This is a genomic window from Ureaplasma urealyticum serovar 8 str. ATCC 27618 (genome assembly GCF_000169535.1).
In the GTDB taxonomy this organism is placed as follows: domain Bacteria; phylum Bacillota_I; class Bacilli_A; order Mycoplasmatales; family Mycoplasmoidaceae; genus Ureaplasma; species Ureaplasma urealyticum.
Window position 1 is genome coordinate 512,965 of record NZ_AAYN02000002.1, and the last position, 16,153, is coordinate 529,117.

A 16,153-nucleotide genomic window follows, 5' to 3' on the forward strand; every position below is an offset into this window, starting at 1 on the left:
TCCTATTTTGATGATAAATTAATTTTAGTAATTTCTTTAGTAAAAACTAATTCATAAATCGCATCTAAAACCAACGACTCTTGCTCTAGTTTCATAGCTGTTTGAACATTTGGATTAGTTGTTGGATTTTTAGGTGCAAACAAACTACATGAATCATCATATGGTAAAATTGATAATTCATAAGTATTAAATTGTTTAGCTAAGCTAATAATTTCTTGTTTATCATAAGTAATCAAAGGTCTTAAAACTAAAAAATCATTTAAAACACTACTAATAGTTTGCATACTATTTAAAGTTTGTGAAGCTACTTGCCCAAGTGCTTCACCCGTTACTAAAGCACCTGCTTTAATATCTATTGCTAAACGCTTAGCAATCCGCATAAAATAACGACGCATAAGCGTAATTCGATAAGATTCTTTAGAAATATGAGCAATTTCTTCTTGTAATTTAGTGAAATTGCATACATATAAATTCGCTTTAGTTAAATGATTATTTAATGTTATTTGTTTTGCTAATGCAATTGTTTTATCTAAAGCTTTTTGTGAAGTGTGTGGTGGGGTAATAAAAGTAATAAAATCAACACTAATACCTCGCTTCATAATTAATCGCGAAGCAACAGGAGAGTCAATACCACCTGATAATAGTACTAAGGCTTTACCATTAATACCAACTGGTAGACCTTTAGCACCGGGAATTTTATGACCATAAACAATAGCACAATCATGTTTAATTTCAATATTAATTAACAATTGCGGATGATGAACATCAACTTTTAGTGTAGGTTGGTTTTGTAATAAATAAGTAGCACAAATTTGTTTGATTTGCATTGAATCATATATAAAACTTTTATCATTTCGACGAGCTTCAATTTTAAAAGTTTGATCAGTATTATTAACAAGTTTATTGCATGCTAATTGAATTTCATTAATTTCTTTATTGACTTGATAAGCAACGCAAATAAAAGCAATTCCATAAACTTGTTGTAAATCATTAATAACTTGTTGTAAGTTATATTTTTCTAAGTTAATAATTTTTAAATTATCATAACCAACTTGGTACACTAATTCGTGATATTCTAATAGCATTTGTTTAATGTTGTGTACTAAAACTTTAATAAATTGGGCACGATTTTTACCCTTTAGTGTTAATTCGCCATATTTAATATAAATTATTGGTTTCATATTTATTAACTCATACCTTATATCATTCAAGATCATCTTTGCTTAATTTAGGGCTAATCCCTTTAATAATGTATTCTTCATACCAAGTTTTTGCTTTTGAAATAACTTTTTCAAATTCGTTTAAATTAATTTCATAATTAACTAAAATAATTTCGTTTTTATTAATATCAAAACTTTGTGGATTAATATAATCTTCGCTTGTTAAAAAAGCAATGGCAAAAATTCCTTTAGTAATTTTTCTTAAATAACAATATAGCCCTAATTGTAATTTGTAATCTTCTGAAATAATAACTTGACTTTCATCACTATTAAATCATTTAGCACGTTTATCGCCTTTCTTTTTTACAATTGGTCGATTAAATTCATCTTTTTGCAATACAAGAACATAATCAATTGTTTTAAATGCAAAACTATCAATAGATGTTGTTTTAATTTCTAACATTGGTTGATTTGGATATAATAATTCGCCATTTTCATCAACTGGTTCACCATCGGGAATTCCACCAAAAATTAAATTATCTTTAAACACATCATAACCAATTTGAGCAGGTTCGTATTGTTTGTATTTAATTTTTAAAACAGATTCAACATAATCTTTAATTTTTGGTTCAATTATAACACCTGCTTGCGCATAAATTGGATCGATTGGTTCATTATAAATTTTAACCATCATTGCTCAAGTTTTAACTGGATTAGCAAAATCACCAACATTTAATATAGCGCCTAATCTACTACCTGTAATCTTTGCAAAATAACGTTGATAACGTTTTTTATAATCATTAGATAAAACAATTTGATTATCAAATAACTCAAAATCTTTGTTTGGTGTTTTAATAAAAGGCATATACTAACTCCTTGCTTTGATATTCATTAACTTTAAATTATAATTTATTATAATCGTTTATTTTTTTATAATTATGTATAAATGGTTAGTAACATTAAACAAAAAAGAAAGATTAAATAAAAATGAAAACAATTAATTTAAAAAAAGAATTTATTCAATATTGCTCCAGTTTAAAAACACAAGATTTTGTTCAACAATATTTTAATGATGATCAACTAAAAGAAAAATTACTAAAAAATCGTTTAGTTGGATTAATTAGTGTAATTGTTGGTTTTGTAATTGGTGTAGCAATTATAATTTGTGGGGCTTTTGTTAATAAAGGTAATGGGGCAAATTTAAATAGTGGAGCAATTGTTTGCATTATTATAGGAATTTTTATTTTTTTATGTTTACTAATTCCTTACTCCATTGTTGCTAATCAAAATAAAAAAATAATGCATGATTATATTGAACATCATTTTAATGAAGCTAATGTTGCTCAACTTATTAAAAAAATTAGTACTTTTTTCCAAGAATTTAGATTATTATCAGGGAGTTTTTTAAATTTTAAACAAAGTAGTCAAGTTATTAATGTTAATTATTGTAATGTTCAATATAGTTTAATTTACTCGTTCCAACCACAGCCACAAGTGCAATTAATGAAAAATAATAACAGTAATAAAATTAGTTCTAAAGAATGAGATTTAAAAGGTAATTATGATTTAAAAATTTATGAACTGCAAAAATGAAATGCAGGTTTTTCTAAATTTTATTTTGAAAATAATGTTGAATCAATTGCTTTTCAAATTGAAACAAAACTAGGAACAATTATTAATGACTTTGAAGAATTATTAATTAAAGGTGGATTTTAGTTCATGAAAAACAATAAAATATTACAAGAACAAATAATAGAACCAAAACTAAGTGATCGCCAAAAAAAAGTATTAAAGTCTATTATTGATGAATACACAATTACAGCAACACCTGTTTCATCAAAACTTTTAGTGCAAAAAGAATTTCAAGACCAATCGTCTGCGACAATTCGTAATGAAATGATGTTACTTGAAAAATTTGGTTTTATTGAAAAACAGCATATTAGTGGTGGACGTGTTCCATCATTAAAAGGATATGATTTTTATAATAAAAATTTAATTAATAAAAATAACGATGTTTCTGATAATTTTAAAATGCGTTTACACAAAATTTTAAGCAAACGTTATTCTAATATTGATGAAATTCTAAATGCTGCAGTAAGCATTATTAATGAAACTACACAACTGCCAGCTGTTGTTACAAAATCAAGTAGTGAAGAATTACTAAAACGCATTGATTTAGTAAAAATAAATGATAATTCTGCATTAGTATTAATTGTAACTTCAAGTGAAAACATTTTAACCCATTCAATTAAACTTGATAAAAACACCAACTTTAATGATTTACAAACTTGCTTTAGTGTTTTAGATGAACGTTTAGTTGATACTAAATTAAGTTTAATTAGTTCTAAATTAGACTTAATTGTTGATATTGTTCGTGCTAAAATCGAAGAAGCAGAATATTACTTTAGTAAAATTGTCCATCGTGTATTTGATTTCTATGCTCACAAACCTACTGTTAATTCTAAAACTTATGGTGTTAAGTATTTAACTAAACATTCTGAATTTGAAGATCAACAAAAACTAAATGATTTACTAAATTTATTAGAAGATAGTACAATTTGACAACAAATTGCTTTAAATAAAAAAACTGATGGCTTAGCAAAGATTATGTTAGGTAATGAAATTGGTCATGAGCATTTAGCAATTGCTACTGCTCAAATTAATTTACCAAATACTAATCGTCAAATTACAGTTGTAGGACCAACAAGAATGGATTATGCAAAAATCAAAGCTTTATTAGATTTTTTAAAAATTGAAGTTGAAAAGATTTTAGGATCATCAAATGAACATTAAAAAAATAAAACAAGAATTTAGCTTTAGTTATGAGTTAATTGAAAAAGAAATCAAAAACATTATTAAAAATTGAGCAATGTTTAAAAATGAATGAGAATTTTTAATGGCAACAATTTATTTTAGTTCCAAGGCAATTTTTAGAGAAATATCATTAAATAATTGAAAAAAATTTAGTAGTTATGCTAATGAAATTTTTTTAGAAATAAATGCTAAAAACAACCCTTTACAAACATTTGATTTAGATTATTGATATTTAGAAATTAAAAAATTAATCCAAGAATTAAGCATTAGCAATCATTTATTAAATGAACAATTAGAACAAATTTATTTAAAATTTTTAATATTTTACTGACATAATATTACAATTCCAAAAACTTATGAAATTGGTGATTTTAGCATTGTTTGTTTACGTAATAAAGCACTTGTTGATTGCATGCAAATTTTACAAGAATATTATCATATAAATGTTGACATTTTAATTGACTTAGTTATTAAACAAATTAAATAAGGAGATTAGCAAATTATGGATGAAAAAACACAAGAAAAAAATAAAAACCTACAAGATTTAAGTCAATTAAAAATTGGCGATGAATTAATGGTGCATGCTTATAAACTTAATGGATGATTATATCGTTCTTGAAATAATCCCAAAGTTGTCTATATCGATGAACAATTATTAATTTTATCTTCGACTAATACCTTAGTAATTACAAGCGAAGAAAAATCGATTCGTAATTTTCCTTCATTTACAAATAAAATGAGTTATTGATTTTTCTTTAAAAACGAGTGGTTTAATCTTATTGCAACTGTTGAAAACGATGGCATTAAATTTTATATTAATGTAGCATCACCTTTTATTTATGAAGAACAAGCAATTAAATACTACGATTTTGATTTAGATTTTAAAATTTCATCTGATGATAAATGAAAAGAAGTGGATATTAATGAATTTATTGAAAATGCTAAGAAATATCATTATTCAGAAACTTTGATTCAAAAAATTTTAAGCGTTGAAACAAAAATTGAAAACTATATTAAAGAGGGTTATTTTCGCAAACTTGTAACACGTCAATTATTAATTAAACTTCATGTTTTAGATCGAGTAGAAGGTTTTAAAAATAATTTTAATAATTACACTAATGAACGCAATTATAATCCCAAAAAATATTTTAATAAAAAAAGTAGTTCACATTATTTTAAAAACAAAAAGGGAAGTAGTAAAGATAATGAATAATGATTATAAAGGTCATATCAAAAAATATTTTGATGATATTTTAAAACAAGCAAAACAAGTTTTACAAAAACGTGATTATGGTTATGCATATGATTTAATTTCAAACGAATTTAATAATCCATTAATTGATTTAAAAACTCTTCAAGAATTTGAAGATTTTGCTTTAGAAATTAAAAAAAGTGCAGAACTTGATTTTATTGATGAAAATGAAGCTAAATTAGCTAAAACAGAGTTTTATCATAAAATTCATGATCCAAAAACAACTTATGTAAGCTTAGCTTATTTAGAAACTTTTTTAATGCGTTTTATTAACGAAATCGATCAATTAGATATTGCATTTTTAAATAATTTATTATCAAATAAAACCATTAATGGATCAACAAAATTAGATATTTTAGATTTATTAGCAGTCAATAATATTGACCAAAATTTTGATTTTTACAATAAATACTTAAAGCAATCCAAAAGCATTAATCCTACCAATCCTAGCGAGCATCATCTAATGGTTGTACAAATTCAAAATTATTTAAATAATGATTTAGCTAAAAATCCTTCATTACTAAATTTAGCAAATAAATTATTAATGATGTATATTACATATCATTTTCCATTTGCATTTACACATGATCCTAATATAATTGCTAAAACAATTATTGATTATACAAAAAGTGCTATGAGTGATTTTGAATGTGAATATAATCAACAACAAAAAGACATTGTTGCATGCATCAATAAAATTTTAGAAGAAGAGCAAGAATAAATTTTTAAATTTGTTAAAATTAAAACAAACAAATAATTAATCATATTTTAGGCACTCGTTTTAAAATTAAAACGAAATATATAATTATTATGTTGAATAATGATTTCAAATGTAATTTGAAACATTATTTTTAACATTTTAAATAAAAAGGATAAACTTATGCCTAAAAAATTTAAAAAATGATTTTTATGAATTTCATTAACACTAGTTTCAACTACGACTTTAATTAGTACATTAGTAAGTTGTGCACAACAAAATAAAATTAGTAAATCAGATTTGTTTGATTTTAGTGAACAAGAACCAACACAATGAGAAAAAGAGATTATTGATTCAGCTAAAAACAAAAATCCTACATTTCATATTAATGAATGAAATGCATCATTTGCGTATTTACAAGAATTTAATGCTATTATTGGTGAACTTGAAGCTAAAAAAGATAATTTAAATAGTAATGATTTTTCAAAAGCTAAAACTAATAAAATCATTACTTTTATTCCTTATGTTGAATTTGATTCTAATAAGTATTTAGGAAATCAAATAATTTCTGATAATACAAGAGTTAATTGACCATCTATTATTAGTCAATACACTAATAACAAACAACATGATTTAATGGCATTTACTAATGATTTATTAATTTATTCTAATTTAAAACAAACACCTAAATATCAAGTAGATAATAAAGATTTAAAAGAAGACTTTGTTAGAAACAATAATTGATTAAATGAAAATATTGATTATCATTTAAGTATTTTTAAAGATATTAAATATGATTTTTATTTAAGTCATTGACTATATCAATATTGAATTGATCAAAATCGTTTAGATGTTGTTTTAAAATTAATTTATCATGCTAATAAAATAATTTTATACCCAGATGGTAATGCTGAATTATATTATGTAGCTAATTATTATGCACAAGCAGTTAAGAATTTAATTAGTAAAGATCCACATTTATCAAAACAAAAGATTGATGATCATTTACATAATTTCATTAATATGAAATCATTTAAAGAAGCAAAAAACTATTTTAGTTCAAAATTAAATAATAATAAAGATTGATTAACAGTTTTTGTTTTAAATAAATTATTTAAAATTTTTGCAATTGATGAGAGTTGAGTAGACTGTGATTATTTTAAATTTAGTAAAGAATTCATGCCTAAATCATATAAAATTCGTACTAATTATGCTAATGTGCTAAATTCACTAAATTTATCATTAACTGCTAAAAATCAATTTAAAAAAAATTTTGAATATGCATTTAGAATGCATAATAAAACATTTTTAGATTTTATTGTTGATGGTAAACAATATTATGATCCTAAAAAGCAAAACTTAATTTTTATGGGTTCTTCACTATTTAAAGATAATGTTTTAAAAGATCGTAAAATTGTTAAACAAGAATTACAACAATGAGCACTAAAAATTAAAAACAAATATCCTAATGCTAATTACTTTTTTAAATTACATCCTATTTATAATCAAAATCAAGTATTAGATTACATTCAAGAAATCACTAACGGAATCTTTAAACCAATTATTTTGGATGCAAAAACACCTTGAGAAAATATCTTATTAAGAGATTATTTATCAATTAAAAATAACAAAGCAGTTTTATTTAAAGACAAAAACACACCCAATTTTTCATTATGAGGTTTTCAACCAACAACATCAGCACTTCTAACGAGTTTTGATTTTATTCGTAATAATACTAAACTAACAAATGATGAAGTACAATCAATTATAGGTTTTGATAATTTTTTAGTCGGTAAAAACTATGATATTTTAAGACGAGATTATGAACCAAATAAAGATTATACAAATCAAAATTTACAAATTTTAGAAAGAACATATGGTCAATTAATTTTTGCAAAAATTTTAAAAAAATTCTATTAATTATTTTTATAAATATGGATGTTTAAAACTTACTTTAACTCTAACTTCTTTAGTTTTAAAATCTGATTGATTACTAAATTCTATTTTATCAACAACTACATTATCGACTTTTGTTTCTAAATCTGCTACTTCATATTTTGGTTCTATTGTTAATACTTGACCAATTGGGTTTAAAATACCTTCTTTATTAATGATTGATAATTGTTCACCTTTTTTTAGTTCAAGAGGTAGTTTAATATAAACTTTGTTATCTTTAATTAAACCAACTGTACTCTGATGGGTTGTTTTTTTATTACTATCAGTAATTGCAACATTAAAATTAAGATTTTTTAATGCATCTTTTTTTTATTTTGCTTAATTTATCAAAATTAGTAATATTATAAACACCATAAAAACTTGTTTTATCAGAGTTAGTAGCAAATAAAAAACTATGCCTAACACTTTCAATTTTTGTTTGTTTTTTAGCATAAGATGATGCAATCGCAACCACACTAGTAGTTAATAAAACTCCACTTAATGACATTGTTAAAAAATTTTTTGTTTTTCAATAATTTCATTTACGAGAATTTCCTAAATATACTAATTGTGTAAAAATTATTTATATTTTAGATGTGATATGTATTAGCAAATAAAATAAAAAATAATTTTATAACAACAATTAAATTTTTAAAATTTGCGAGTATACATTGTAGCAAAAAAACATTATTTTTCACTAAAAAGTTAAACTTTTACATCTTAAACACAATATAAAAAACCACTTGTATGGGTCTTTTTATGACCTTACAAATAGTTTTTTATTATCTAATATATAAGATAAATAACTAAATTATTTTTCTTCCTCAAGCTTCATTTGCTTTAAATATTTACGAATAGCGTATTCAACTTGTAAATTATTATTGCCATTTTCAAAGAAATCATGAATTGTACGAACATCATCAAAATCTTTAATACCATCATCTACAAATCATTTAACGAAACTAAAAGTTTCAAAGTCACCTTCTTCTAAGCATACCTTAGCCATATTAGCAACGTGTTTACGAACTTTTTGTTCTGTTTCTAAGATGTGTTTTACTAATTCTTTAGGATCTGTAGGTTTAAAACTAACATCTACACTAAATTTAGTATGTAATGGAATTTCAATTTTACGTGCATATTCTGAAATTAAATCTTTGTGAACACCTAATTTATCATTACTTAAATCATTAATAAATTTTGCTAAAAAAGGCATACTAAATTGATCATCAGCTATATGAGCATATTGAGCATACACACTTCCTAATTCTAAATTTAAGTTATAATGTGCATTTAAAACATCAATTACTTTTTGAGATTTAACCATAAAATCATCCTCCTTGTGGTTTAAATTCATATATATTATATAAATATTTTATAAATTTATTAAGAATTTTTTAGTAACAAAAAACCTTAAAAACAAGTACGTTTTTAAGGTTTTTAAATCTTCTATGGTTTTCGTAAAATTAATGGTTTTTTATTGAATAATTTTCTTCTAAAGTAATCATGTGCAACAGCATTAATTTTTTCAACATGGTAATAAGTATTGGCTAAAACTCGTAATCCTAATCCAGGAATATCCATTCGTGATACCCCAAATATCATATCCATATCGGGATATTTTTCCTTAACTAAATCACGAATTTTAATCACATCTTCTTCAACAACTTCTTGGTTAATTACAATCATTGTTCCACAATAGTGATAACCATCCATAATACCAAATGCTGATTCATCATTTTTACGTGGTTGAAATTTTAAATTATCAAATAAAACCAATTTATTGTCATAATATATTTTAGTATTTAAATACATTTTTTCGTATTGATAAGCAGATCCATGTGGCGATCAACCAGGACCAAAACATTCTGTGTAAATTAGTGTAGCAGTTGAATCCATTTTAAAATTGTTAAATTGGGCAAATTTTCCATCTTCATACACAATTACATTATCACTTATGTATTCTAAAATACTATTTTTTCCTAATGTAATATTTGTGTGTTGTTCTGAAGTTTTACCATCAACTGCTTTATAAGCTTTGGCTGATGATTGCGTAGTAATAATGCAACGTGCATTTGCTTCAACTTCAAAATCAGAACGATACACTTCACCAGATACATAACCCCCGCCCATACTAATAGTTTGAAAACAGGGATTAATTGGGTCTTCTTCATCTAAAAATAGTGGTTTTGATGAACGATAGAAATTAGTGAAATACACAGTATGCGCCATTTTGTTGTGTGCTTCATCATATGCTACTTTAATGTATAAATAAGCAGCATAATTGTTAATTTTTTCTTTACTTAAAATCATTTGTTAGTCTTATTCTTCAAGTAAAGCTAATTGTAAACGTTTTTCAACTCAATCAGCAACAGATTTTAGACCTTCATCTGTTTTTAAATTTGTTACAAAGAAATCTTTATTACCACGTGATTTTAATGTATCAGCTTTCATTACTTCCACATTAGCACCAACATAAGGAGCTAAATCAACTTTATTGATGATGAATAAATCTGATTTAATCATTCCTTGTCCGCCTTTACGAGGAATTTTTTCCCCTTGGGCAACGTCGATGATGTAAATTGAAAAATCTACTAAATCTGGACTAAATGTTGCTGATAAATTATCTCCACCAGATTCTAAAAATAATAATTGTAAATCAGGGTGTTTATCACACATTTCATCGATTGCAGCAAAGTTCATTGAAGCATCTTCACGAATCGCTGTATGTGGACATCCCCCAGTTTCAACACCAGCAATACGATCAGCTGGTAAAACAGAAGTATTTAATAAAATTCTAGCATCTTCTTTAGTGTAGATATCATTAGTAATCGCTGCCATGCTATACCCTTTTGTTGAAAGGTATCTTGTTAATCTTTCAATTAACATTGTCTTTCCAGCACCAACAGGCCCACCTACACCAATAATTAATGGTCTTTTCATAATTAATCCTCTTTCTCTTGCTTTTTTTAAAATATTGAATTGATATTTTTACGATTAAGATTTACTAAAACTTTAATTATGACATGAACAAGCGAACAGGTGTGTCCTCATGTTCCATTTGTGCAATTTCAAGACCAGGAATATTCTTACAAAAATCTGTTTTAAAATCTAAACTAAAGACTTTATCGATAATGTCATCGAAATAAACATGTTTTAGTTTATGAATGATTTTTTGTCCCTTAACTTGTCCTAGCGGAATTGCACGTACACAGTTTTGCGTTAGCGCAGCAACTGTAGAGTAAAGATGAGTATATAAAGCAGTTTTTAAGTCGATCTTTAAATGCATAGCTAATAAAGCAAACGCAACAGCTGGATTACCATAAGATTTTCGATCTTTTATTCTTTGGGCATATTCAACTAAAAGTTCACAATCAAAAAGCTCATTATATATCTTTACCATTTGTTGGCCAATTCGACGTTGGCCTTCACGAGTCTCTCTTGCTAAACCTTGAAAGTTTATCATTTGATCAATTTCTCAAATAGCATTTATTTTTTGCTTAGGTAATAATTTAAAGATTTGATAAATTGCTAATAAATCACCATGTAACAATTGCTCATTCATATACAGAAGTAACGCTCTAATTAATGAATCACCATCAAAAACAATATCTTTTCTAATGTATGTTTCAATTCCAAAAGAATGACTAAAAGTCCCAATTGGAAAGTTTGCGTTAGTAATCTGCATCAAGTCTAGTAAATTTAAATAGTCACTATTTAGCATCACTACAGTGTCTAAATGCTTCTTTAAGTTTAATCTTTTCTCTTTCATATAGAGCTTTATTATCTTGAAGGTATTGTTCTACTAAATAATCGTATGGAACGATCATTTGTGTTTCAGTAAATTGAGCAGGCATATGACGATTACCTAAATTATGCGCAATCTGTGCCATTTCACCAATTGTACGTGCTGTAATGATAAGCACATCTGATAGTTCTAATCTAATAACAACTAATTTATAATCGTCTTTATACAAGATGTCGCCATCTCTTAATTTTTTGTCCTCTTCTAAACGAATACCATATTCAACATTTTGATCTGATGAAATGATAATCACACGTTTTAAAACGTCGTCGCTTGTTAAATGAATGTTCTCAATTTGGTAACTTTCAACATTTTCGATGTCAGTAATGTTACCTAAAATTTCTTTAAATACAGTCAAGATTTATACCTCGCTTCTTTTAAATGTAGTTGGAAATTGAATTACTAAATCAAAATAATTCAAGAATTAGAATAAGAAGTATCTTTGTGCTAATGGAGCTTCTGTTAGAGGTTCTGCATCAAGTACGTATTTACCGTTTGCAGTTTTCTTTAATTTCTTAGCTAATTCAGCAGCTGGTTGTTCTAATCAGTTTTCTAAGTCGTTGTAGTCAACAGCAGCATCAAATGTTTGAGGATCAACTTCTAGATTTGGAGTTGCTGAGTTTCATTTCATGCTCTTCTTGTTGATTGAACGGCAATTCTTAACTGGTAATAATTCTTTTTCTAGTTTGTATTCTTCTTTAATTCCATTTTCTAGACCAATTTTTGAAACAAAGCTTACTGATGTGCTAGTTAATGAACGTCCATATGTTCCAAATTGATCACGCATAATTACTGGTTCACATGTTGGAATTGAAGCGTTTGGATCCCCTGCTACACAACGAGCAATTACACCCATTTTTACAACATAGTAAGGTTTTGCACCAAAGAATTTAGGTTCTCATGCAACAATATCAGCTAATTTTCCTACTTCGATTGATCCAACGTATGAGTCAATACCATGAGCAATAGCTGGGTTAATTGTATATTTAGCAACATAACGTTTTACACGGTTGTTATCGTTAAATTCGCTATCCCCTTTTAATGCACCAAATTGAGCTTTCATTTTGTGAGCCATTTGTCATGAACGAGTTACAACTTCACCAATACGTCCCATAGCTAATGTATCTGATGACATAATTGAGATTGCACCCATATCGTGTAGTAAGTCTTCAGCTGCAATTGTTTGGCTACGAATACGTGAGTCAGCAAAAGCAACGTCTTCTGGAACCTTAGGATTTAAGTGGTGACATACCATTAACATATCTAAGTGTTCTGCAATTGTGTTTACTGTATATGGAATAGTTGGGTTTGTAGAAGCTGGTAAAATATGTGCATATTTAACAGATTCTAGAATATCTGGAGCATGTCCACCACCAGCACCTTCTGTATGGTAAGCGTGGATTGTACGTCCTTTCATTGCAGCAATTGTATGTTCAACAAATCCTGCTTCGTTTAATGTATCTGTATGGATAGCAACAGCTACATCAGTTTTTTCAGCAACTGTTAATGCTAAGTCAATAGCGTTTCCTGTTGCCCCTCAGTCTTCGTGAATCTTAAGACCACAAGCACCTGCTACGATTTGTTCAAAGATTGGATCTTCCATACCTTGACCTTTAGCTAAGAAACCTGCGTTAATTGGTAATCCATCAGCTGCTTGTAAAGCAGATTTAACTCAGAATTTACCAGGTGAAACAGTTGTAGCTTTTGTACCATCGTTCATACCTGTACCACCAGCAATAACAGTTGTAATACCACCATCTAATGCTACTGGAACAATTTCTGGTTCTAATCAGTGAACGTGAGTATCTAAACCACCAGCTGTATAAATTTTACCTTCACCAGCTGAAACTTCAGTTGAAATACCAACAACCATGTCTACTCCATCAGTTAAATGAGGGTTACCTGATTTACCAATAGATGCAATTTTTCCGTTTTTAATACCGATATCAGCTTTGTAGATACCTGTGTAGTCAAGAATTAATGCGTTTGTAATAACTAAGTCCATTACTTCAGCATTCCCTAACTTGTCGTCTAACTTCATAGTAGAGTTCATCCCCATACCTTCACGTAGAGTTTTACCACCACCGAAGACAGACTCTTCACCATAAGTAGTTAAGTCTTTTTCAACTTTAACTCAAAGATTTGTGTCTCCTAATCTAACGCTATCACCAGTTGTGATACCATATAGATCTGAGTAATTTTTTCTTGAAATTTTAAACATAATGTTCCCCTTCGTCTATATAGAAACTTGTAAATAGATTATTTTTTAAGTTTTCCGTTAACTAAGCCGTTTACACCTCAAACTTCACGTGTTCCGACTAAATCAATAACTGAAACTTCTTTTTTGTCTCCTGGTTCAAAACGAATAGCAGTACCTGATGGAATATCGAAACGACGTCCATAAGCAACTTTACGTTCTTTGTCTTCGTTTCCTTTTTCATCAAAGAATACTAATGCACTATTTGTTTCAAATAAGTGGAAATGTGATCCAACTTGGATAGGACGGTCACCAGTATTTTTAATGCTGATTACTTTTGCTTCTCTACCTTCGTTCATCACAATTTCGCCTTCAGCGAAGTTAATTGCTCCTGGTACTAATTTACCTGGAGTGAATTGATTTGATGATCCTGACATATAATCATTATCTCCTTATAAAATTAAAATTGATTTTACGAATTGTAAAAATTATTTGTAAATTGGGTCGTGTACAGAAACTAGTTTAGTACCATCTGGGAAAGTAACTTCAACTTGGATTATACCAACCATTGTATCTACACCTTCCATAACTTGATCAACACGTAATACTTCACGAGCAGATTGCATTAAGTCAGCAACTAACTTACCATCTCTTGCCCCTTCCACTACGTGGTCAGTAATTAAAGCGACAGCTTCTGAGTAGTTTAATTTTAAACCTCTAGCTAAACGTCTTCTTGCAACGTCAGCAGCTACTGTTACCAATAACTTTTGGATTTCTCTTAATGATAGATTCATTTATTTACCTCTAATATATTCTGTATATTAAGTAATAATGCAATTTTATTTTAACGCTTTTAAAGCAAAAAGTTGCATTAAAATAAGAAAAATTGCTTTTTTGGGTACATCAAGGACATCTGTGATAAAAAAATGTGCTATTCTTAATAAAGAATTCATAAAATTCAAAAAAATATGTTAAGAGATAATGCAACATTAAGGTCGAAGAAAATAGTTTAATTTTGTAGTTATTATTTTAATAAAATATCAATCTAATAAAAAGCAAGATAAGTAGCTTATAAAAGATGTGATTGTTATCATAATTAAAAATTTTTAATTTAGGAGTAAATATGAGTTTTTTCAAAAAAAAGAATGATACAGAAAAAGAAGAACATAAACATGTTAGTGTTGTAGACATGGATGAAATTTTGGGCTATGAAGATGGTGAAGAGTTTAAGGACGATGAAATTGATTCAAATGAAGCAATTTTTCAACTTAACAATGTTTCATTAGGTTATGGCAAAAAAATGATTATCAAAAATCTAACAGCAACAATTCATCGTAATGACTTTATTGTTGTGCTAGGTCCTAATGGTTCGGGTAAATCAACATTAATTAAAGGTTTATGTCGTATTAATAATCCTTCAAGTGGTTATATAAAATATAGAGATAAATTAATATCAAGACCTTGATTGCCATTGCTTTGATTAGAGAAAGCATGAGCTTCTATTGTTAATGTATTTACAAAAGATCGTAAAGAAGTTATTAAAACTATTGATTGACACATTAAAAATTACAAGAAAATTCATGCTTACAAATCAAAAGAATTAGCTTTAAATTTAGCATATGTGCCACAATTAGCTGTCTTCCCAGAAGCAACATCAATTTATGATTTTGTTAAAATGGGTCGTTTCCCAAGTTCAAACGCTTTAGGAATTAATACAAATACAGAACGCGAAAAACAAATTATTGACGAAGCTTTAAAAAATGTTGGTATTTACGAATTCCGTCATAAAAATTTAGAAGATCTATCAGGCGGACAAAAACAAAAAGCATTAATTGCTTTAGCTCTTGCTCAAGATACTGAAACAATTGTTTTAGATGAACCTACTAATCATTTAGACATAAGAAGTCAATTAGAAATTATTGAGCTTTTACATAAACTACACCATGAAATGAAAAAAACAATTGTTTTAGTTATTCATGATATTAACAATGGTTTAAAATACGCTCACAAAGTAATGATCATGAAAAACGGAGAAATGGTTCGTTATGGAAAACTAAAAGAAACAATTGATCACGAAATTTTATTAGACGTATTTGGCGTTGAATCAATAATCGTAAAAAATGAATCAAAATATCCACAGGTTTCTGTAACAGACTTTAGCCTACCAAAAGATTATAAAATTAATGAAGTTCAAGAAAATGAAAGAACTAATTTAATTTATAATGATGGCGAAGAAAATGAATTAGAAAAAGAAGTTAGCAAAAAGAAAAATTAAAACATAAAATAATGATTAAAA

The 16,153-nt window shown here is 27.0% G+C and carries 18 protein-coding genes; 7 read left to right on the top strand and 11 right to left on the bottom strand.

The annotated features are described in order from the left end of the window. Window positions 1-2: 2 nt before the first annotated feature. Entirely contained in the window at window positions 3-1,181 is a 1,179-nt protein-coding gene (gene thiI / locus UUR8_RS02310; protein ID WP_004025624.1) for a tRNA uracil 4-sulfurtransferase ThiI, read from the bottom strand. Further along, window positions 1,159-2,025, bottom strand: a complete 867-nt coding sequence (locus tag UUR8_RS02315) for an MPN551 family DNA-binding protein (RefSeq protein WP_004026182.1) — start codon at window positions 2,023-2,025, stop codon at window positions 1,159-1,161. Before UUR8_RS02315 ends, thiI begins: the two co-directional genes overlap by 23 nt. Before the next feature lie 122 nt (window positions 2,026-2,147). Between UUR8_RS02315 and UUR8_RS02320 the strand changes: the two genes are divergently transcribed. The 6 genes from UUR8_RS02320 (at window position 2,148) to UUR8_RS02345 (ending at window position 7,843) form a co-directional block, all read left to right on the top strand. Next, window positions 2,148-2,876, top strand: a complete 729-nt coding sequence (locus UUR8_RS02320) for a hypothetical protein (protein ID WP_004026091.1) — start codon at window positions 2,148-2,150, stop codon at window positions 2,874-2,876. A 3-nt stretch (window positions 2,877-2,879) separates the two neighbouring features. Next, window positions 2,880-3,953: a heat-inducible transcriptional repressor HrcA gene (gene hrcA / locus UUR8_RS02325; RefSeq protein WP_004026120.1), complete on the top strand. Its 1,074-nt coding sequence runs from the start codon at window positions 2,880-2,882 to the stop codon at window positions 3,951-3,953. Continuing rightward, window positions 3,943-4,461, top strand: a complete 519-nt coding sequence (locus tag UUR8_RS02330) for a hypothetical protein (protein ID WP_004026033.1) — start codon at window positions 3,943-3,945, stop codon at window positions 4,459-4,461. Before hrcA ends, UUR8_RS02330 begins: the two co-directional genes overlap by 11 nt. Before the next feature lie 15 nt (window positions 4,462-4,476). Then, window positions 4,477-5,187 (top strand): DUF402 domain-containing protein, encoded by a 711-nt coding sequence (locus tag UUR8_RS02335; protein WP_004025953.1) that lies wholly within the window; start codon window positions 4,477-4,479, stop codon window positions 5,185-5,187. Beyond that, window positions 5,180-5,947, top strand: coding sequence for a DUF3196 family protein (locus UUR8_RS02340; protein WP_004025840.1), 768 nt, complete (start codon window positions 5,180-5,182; stop codon window positions 5,945-5,947). Before UUR8_RS02335 ends, UUR8_RS02340 begins: the two co-directional genes overlap by 8 nt. 159 nt (window positions 5,948-6,106) lie before the next feature. Further along, on the top strand, window positions 6,107-7,843 hold the full coding sequence (locus UUR8_RS02345) for a hypothetical protein (RefSeq protein ID WP_004025640.1): 1,737 nt from the start codon (window positions 6,107-6,109) through the stop codon (window positions 7,841-7,843). 319 nt (window positions 7,844-8,162) lie between these two features. Here the strand turns inward: UUR8_RS02345 and UUR8_RS02350 are convergent, their stop codons facing one another. The 9 genes from UUR8_RS02350 to UUR8_RS02390 form a co-directional block, all read right to left on the bottom strand. Then, window positions 8,163-8,366: a hypothetical protein gene (locus UUR8_RS02350; protein ID WP_004025707.1), complete on the bottom strand. Its 204-nt coding sequence runs from the start codon at window positions 8,364-8,366 to the stop codon at window positions 8,163-8,165. Window positions 8,367-8,669: 303 nt separating this feature from the next. Continuing rightward, a complete protein-coding gene (locus UUR8_RS02355) occupies window positions 8,670-9,182 on the bottom strand; it encodes a ferritin-like domain-containing protein (RefSeq protein WP_004025754.1) in 513 nt (170 codons plus the stop codon). A gap of 122 nt (window positions 9,183-9,304) precedes the next feature. Beyond that, window positions 9,305-10,168 (bottom strand): urease accessory protein UreD, encoded by an 864-nt coding sequence (locus UUR8_RS02360; protein ID WP_004025994.1) that lies wholly within the window; start codon window positions 10,166-10,168, stop codon window positions 9,305-9,307. Window positions 10,169-10,177: 9 nt separating this feature from the next. Next, complete coding sequence (gene ureG, locus UUR8_RS02365) at window positions 10,178-10,798, bottom strand: urease accessory protein UreG (RefSeq protein ID WP_004025586.1); 621 nt, start codon at window positions 10,796-10,798, stop codon at window positions 10,178-10,180. A gap of 76 nt (window positions 10,799-10,874) precedes the next feature. Next, a complete protein-coding gene (locus tag UUR8_RS02370; RefSeq protein ID WP_004025843.1) occupies window positions 10,875-11,582 on the bottom strand; it encodes an urease accessory protein UreF in 708 nt (235 codons plus the stop codon). Next, window positions 11,569-12,018, bottom strand: coding sequence for an urease accessory protein UreE (locus tag UUR8_RS02375; protein ID WP_004026116.1), 450 nt, complete (start codon window positions 12,016-12,018; stop codon window positions 11,569-11,571). The genes UUR8_RS02370 and UUR8_RS02375 overlap by 14 nt, the downstream gene beginning before the upstream one ends. A 66-nt stretch (window positions 12,019-12,084) precedes the next feature. Continuing rightward, a complete protein-coding gene (gene ureC / locus UUR8_RS02380; RefSeq protein WP_004025654.1) occupies window positions 12,085-13,881 on the bottom strand; it encodes an urease subunit alpha in 1,797 nt (598 codons plus the stop codon). A 38-nt stretch (window positions 13,882-13,919) separates the two neighbouring features. Beyond that, on the bottom strand, window positions 13,920-14,294 hold the full coding sequence (gene ureB / locus UUR8_RS02385; RefSeq protein WP_004025930.1) for an urease subunit beta: 375 nt from the start codon (window positions 14,292-14,294) through the stop codon (window positions 13,920-13,922). Between the two features lie 51 nt (window positions 14,295-14,345). Next, window positions 14,346-14,651, bottom strand: coding sequence for an urease subunit gamma (locus tag UUR8_RS02390; RefSeq protein WP_004026214.1), 306 nt, complete (start codon window positions 14,649-14,651; stop codon window positions 14,346-14,348). A 329-nt stretch (window positions 14,652-14,980) separates the two neighbouring features. Between UUR8_RS02390 and UUR8_RS02395 the strand changes: the two genes are divergently transcribed. Next, entirely contained in the window at window positions 14,981-16,132 is a 1,152-nt protein-coding gene (locus tag UUR8_RS02395; RefSeq protein WP_004025563.1) for an ABC transporter ATP-binding protein, read from the top strand. The last annotated feature ends 21 nt before the right edge of the window (window positions 16,133-16,153 follow it).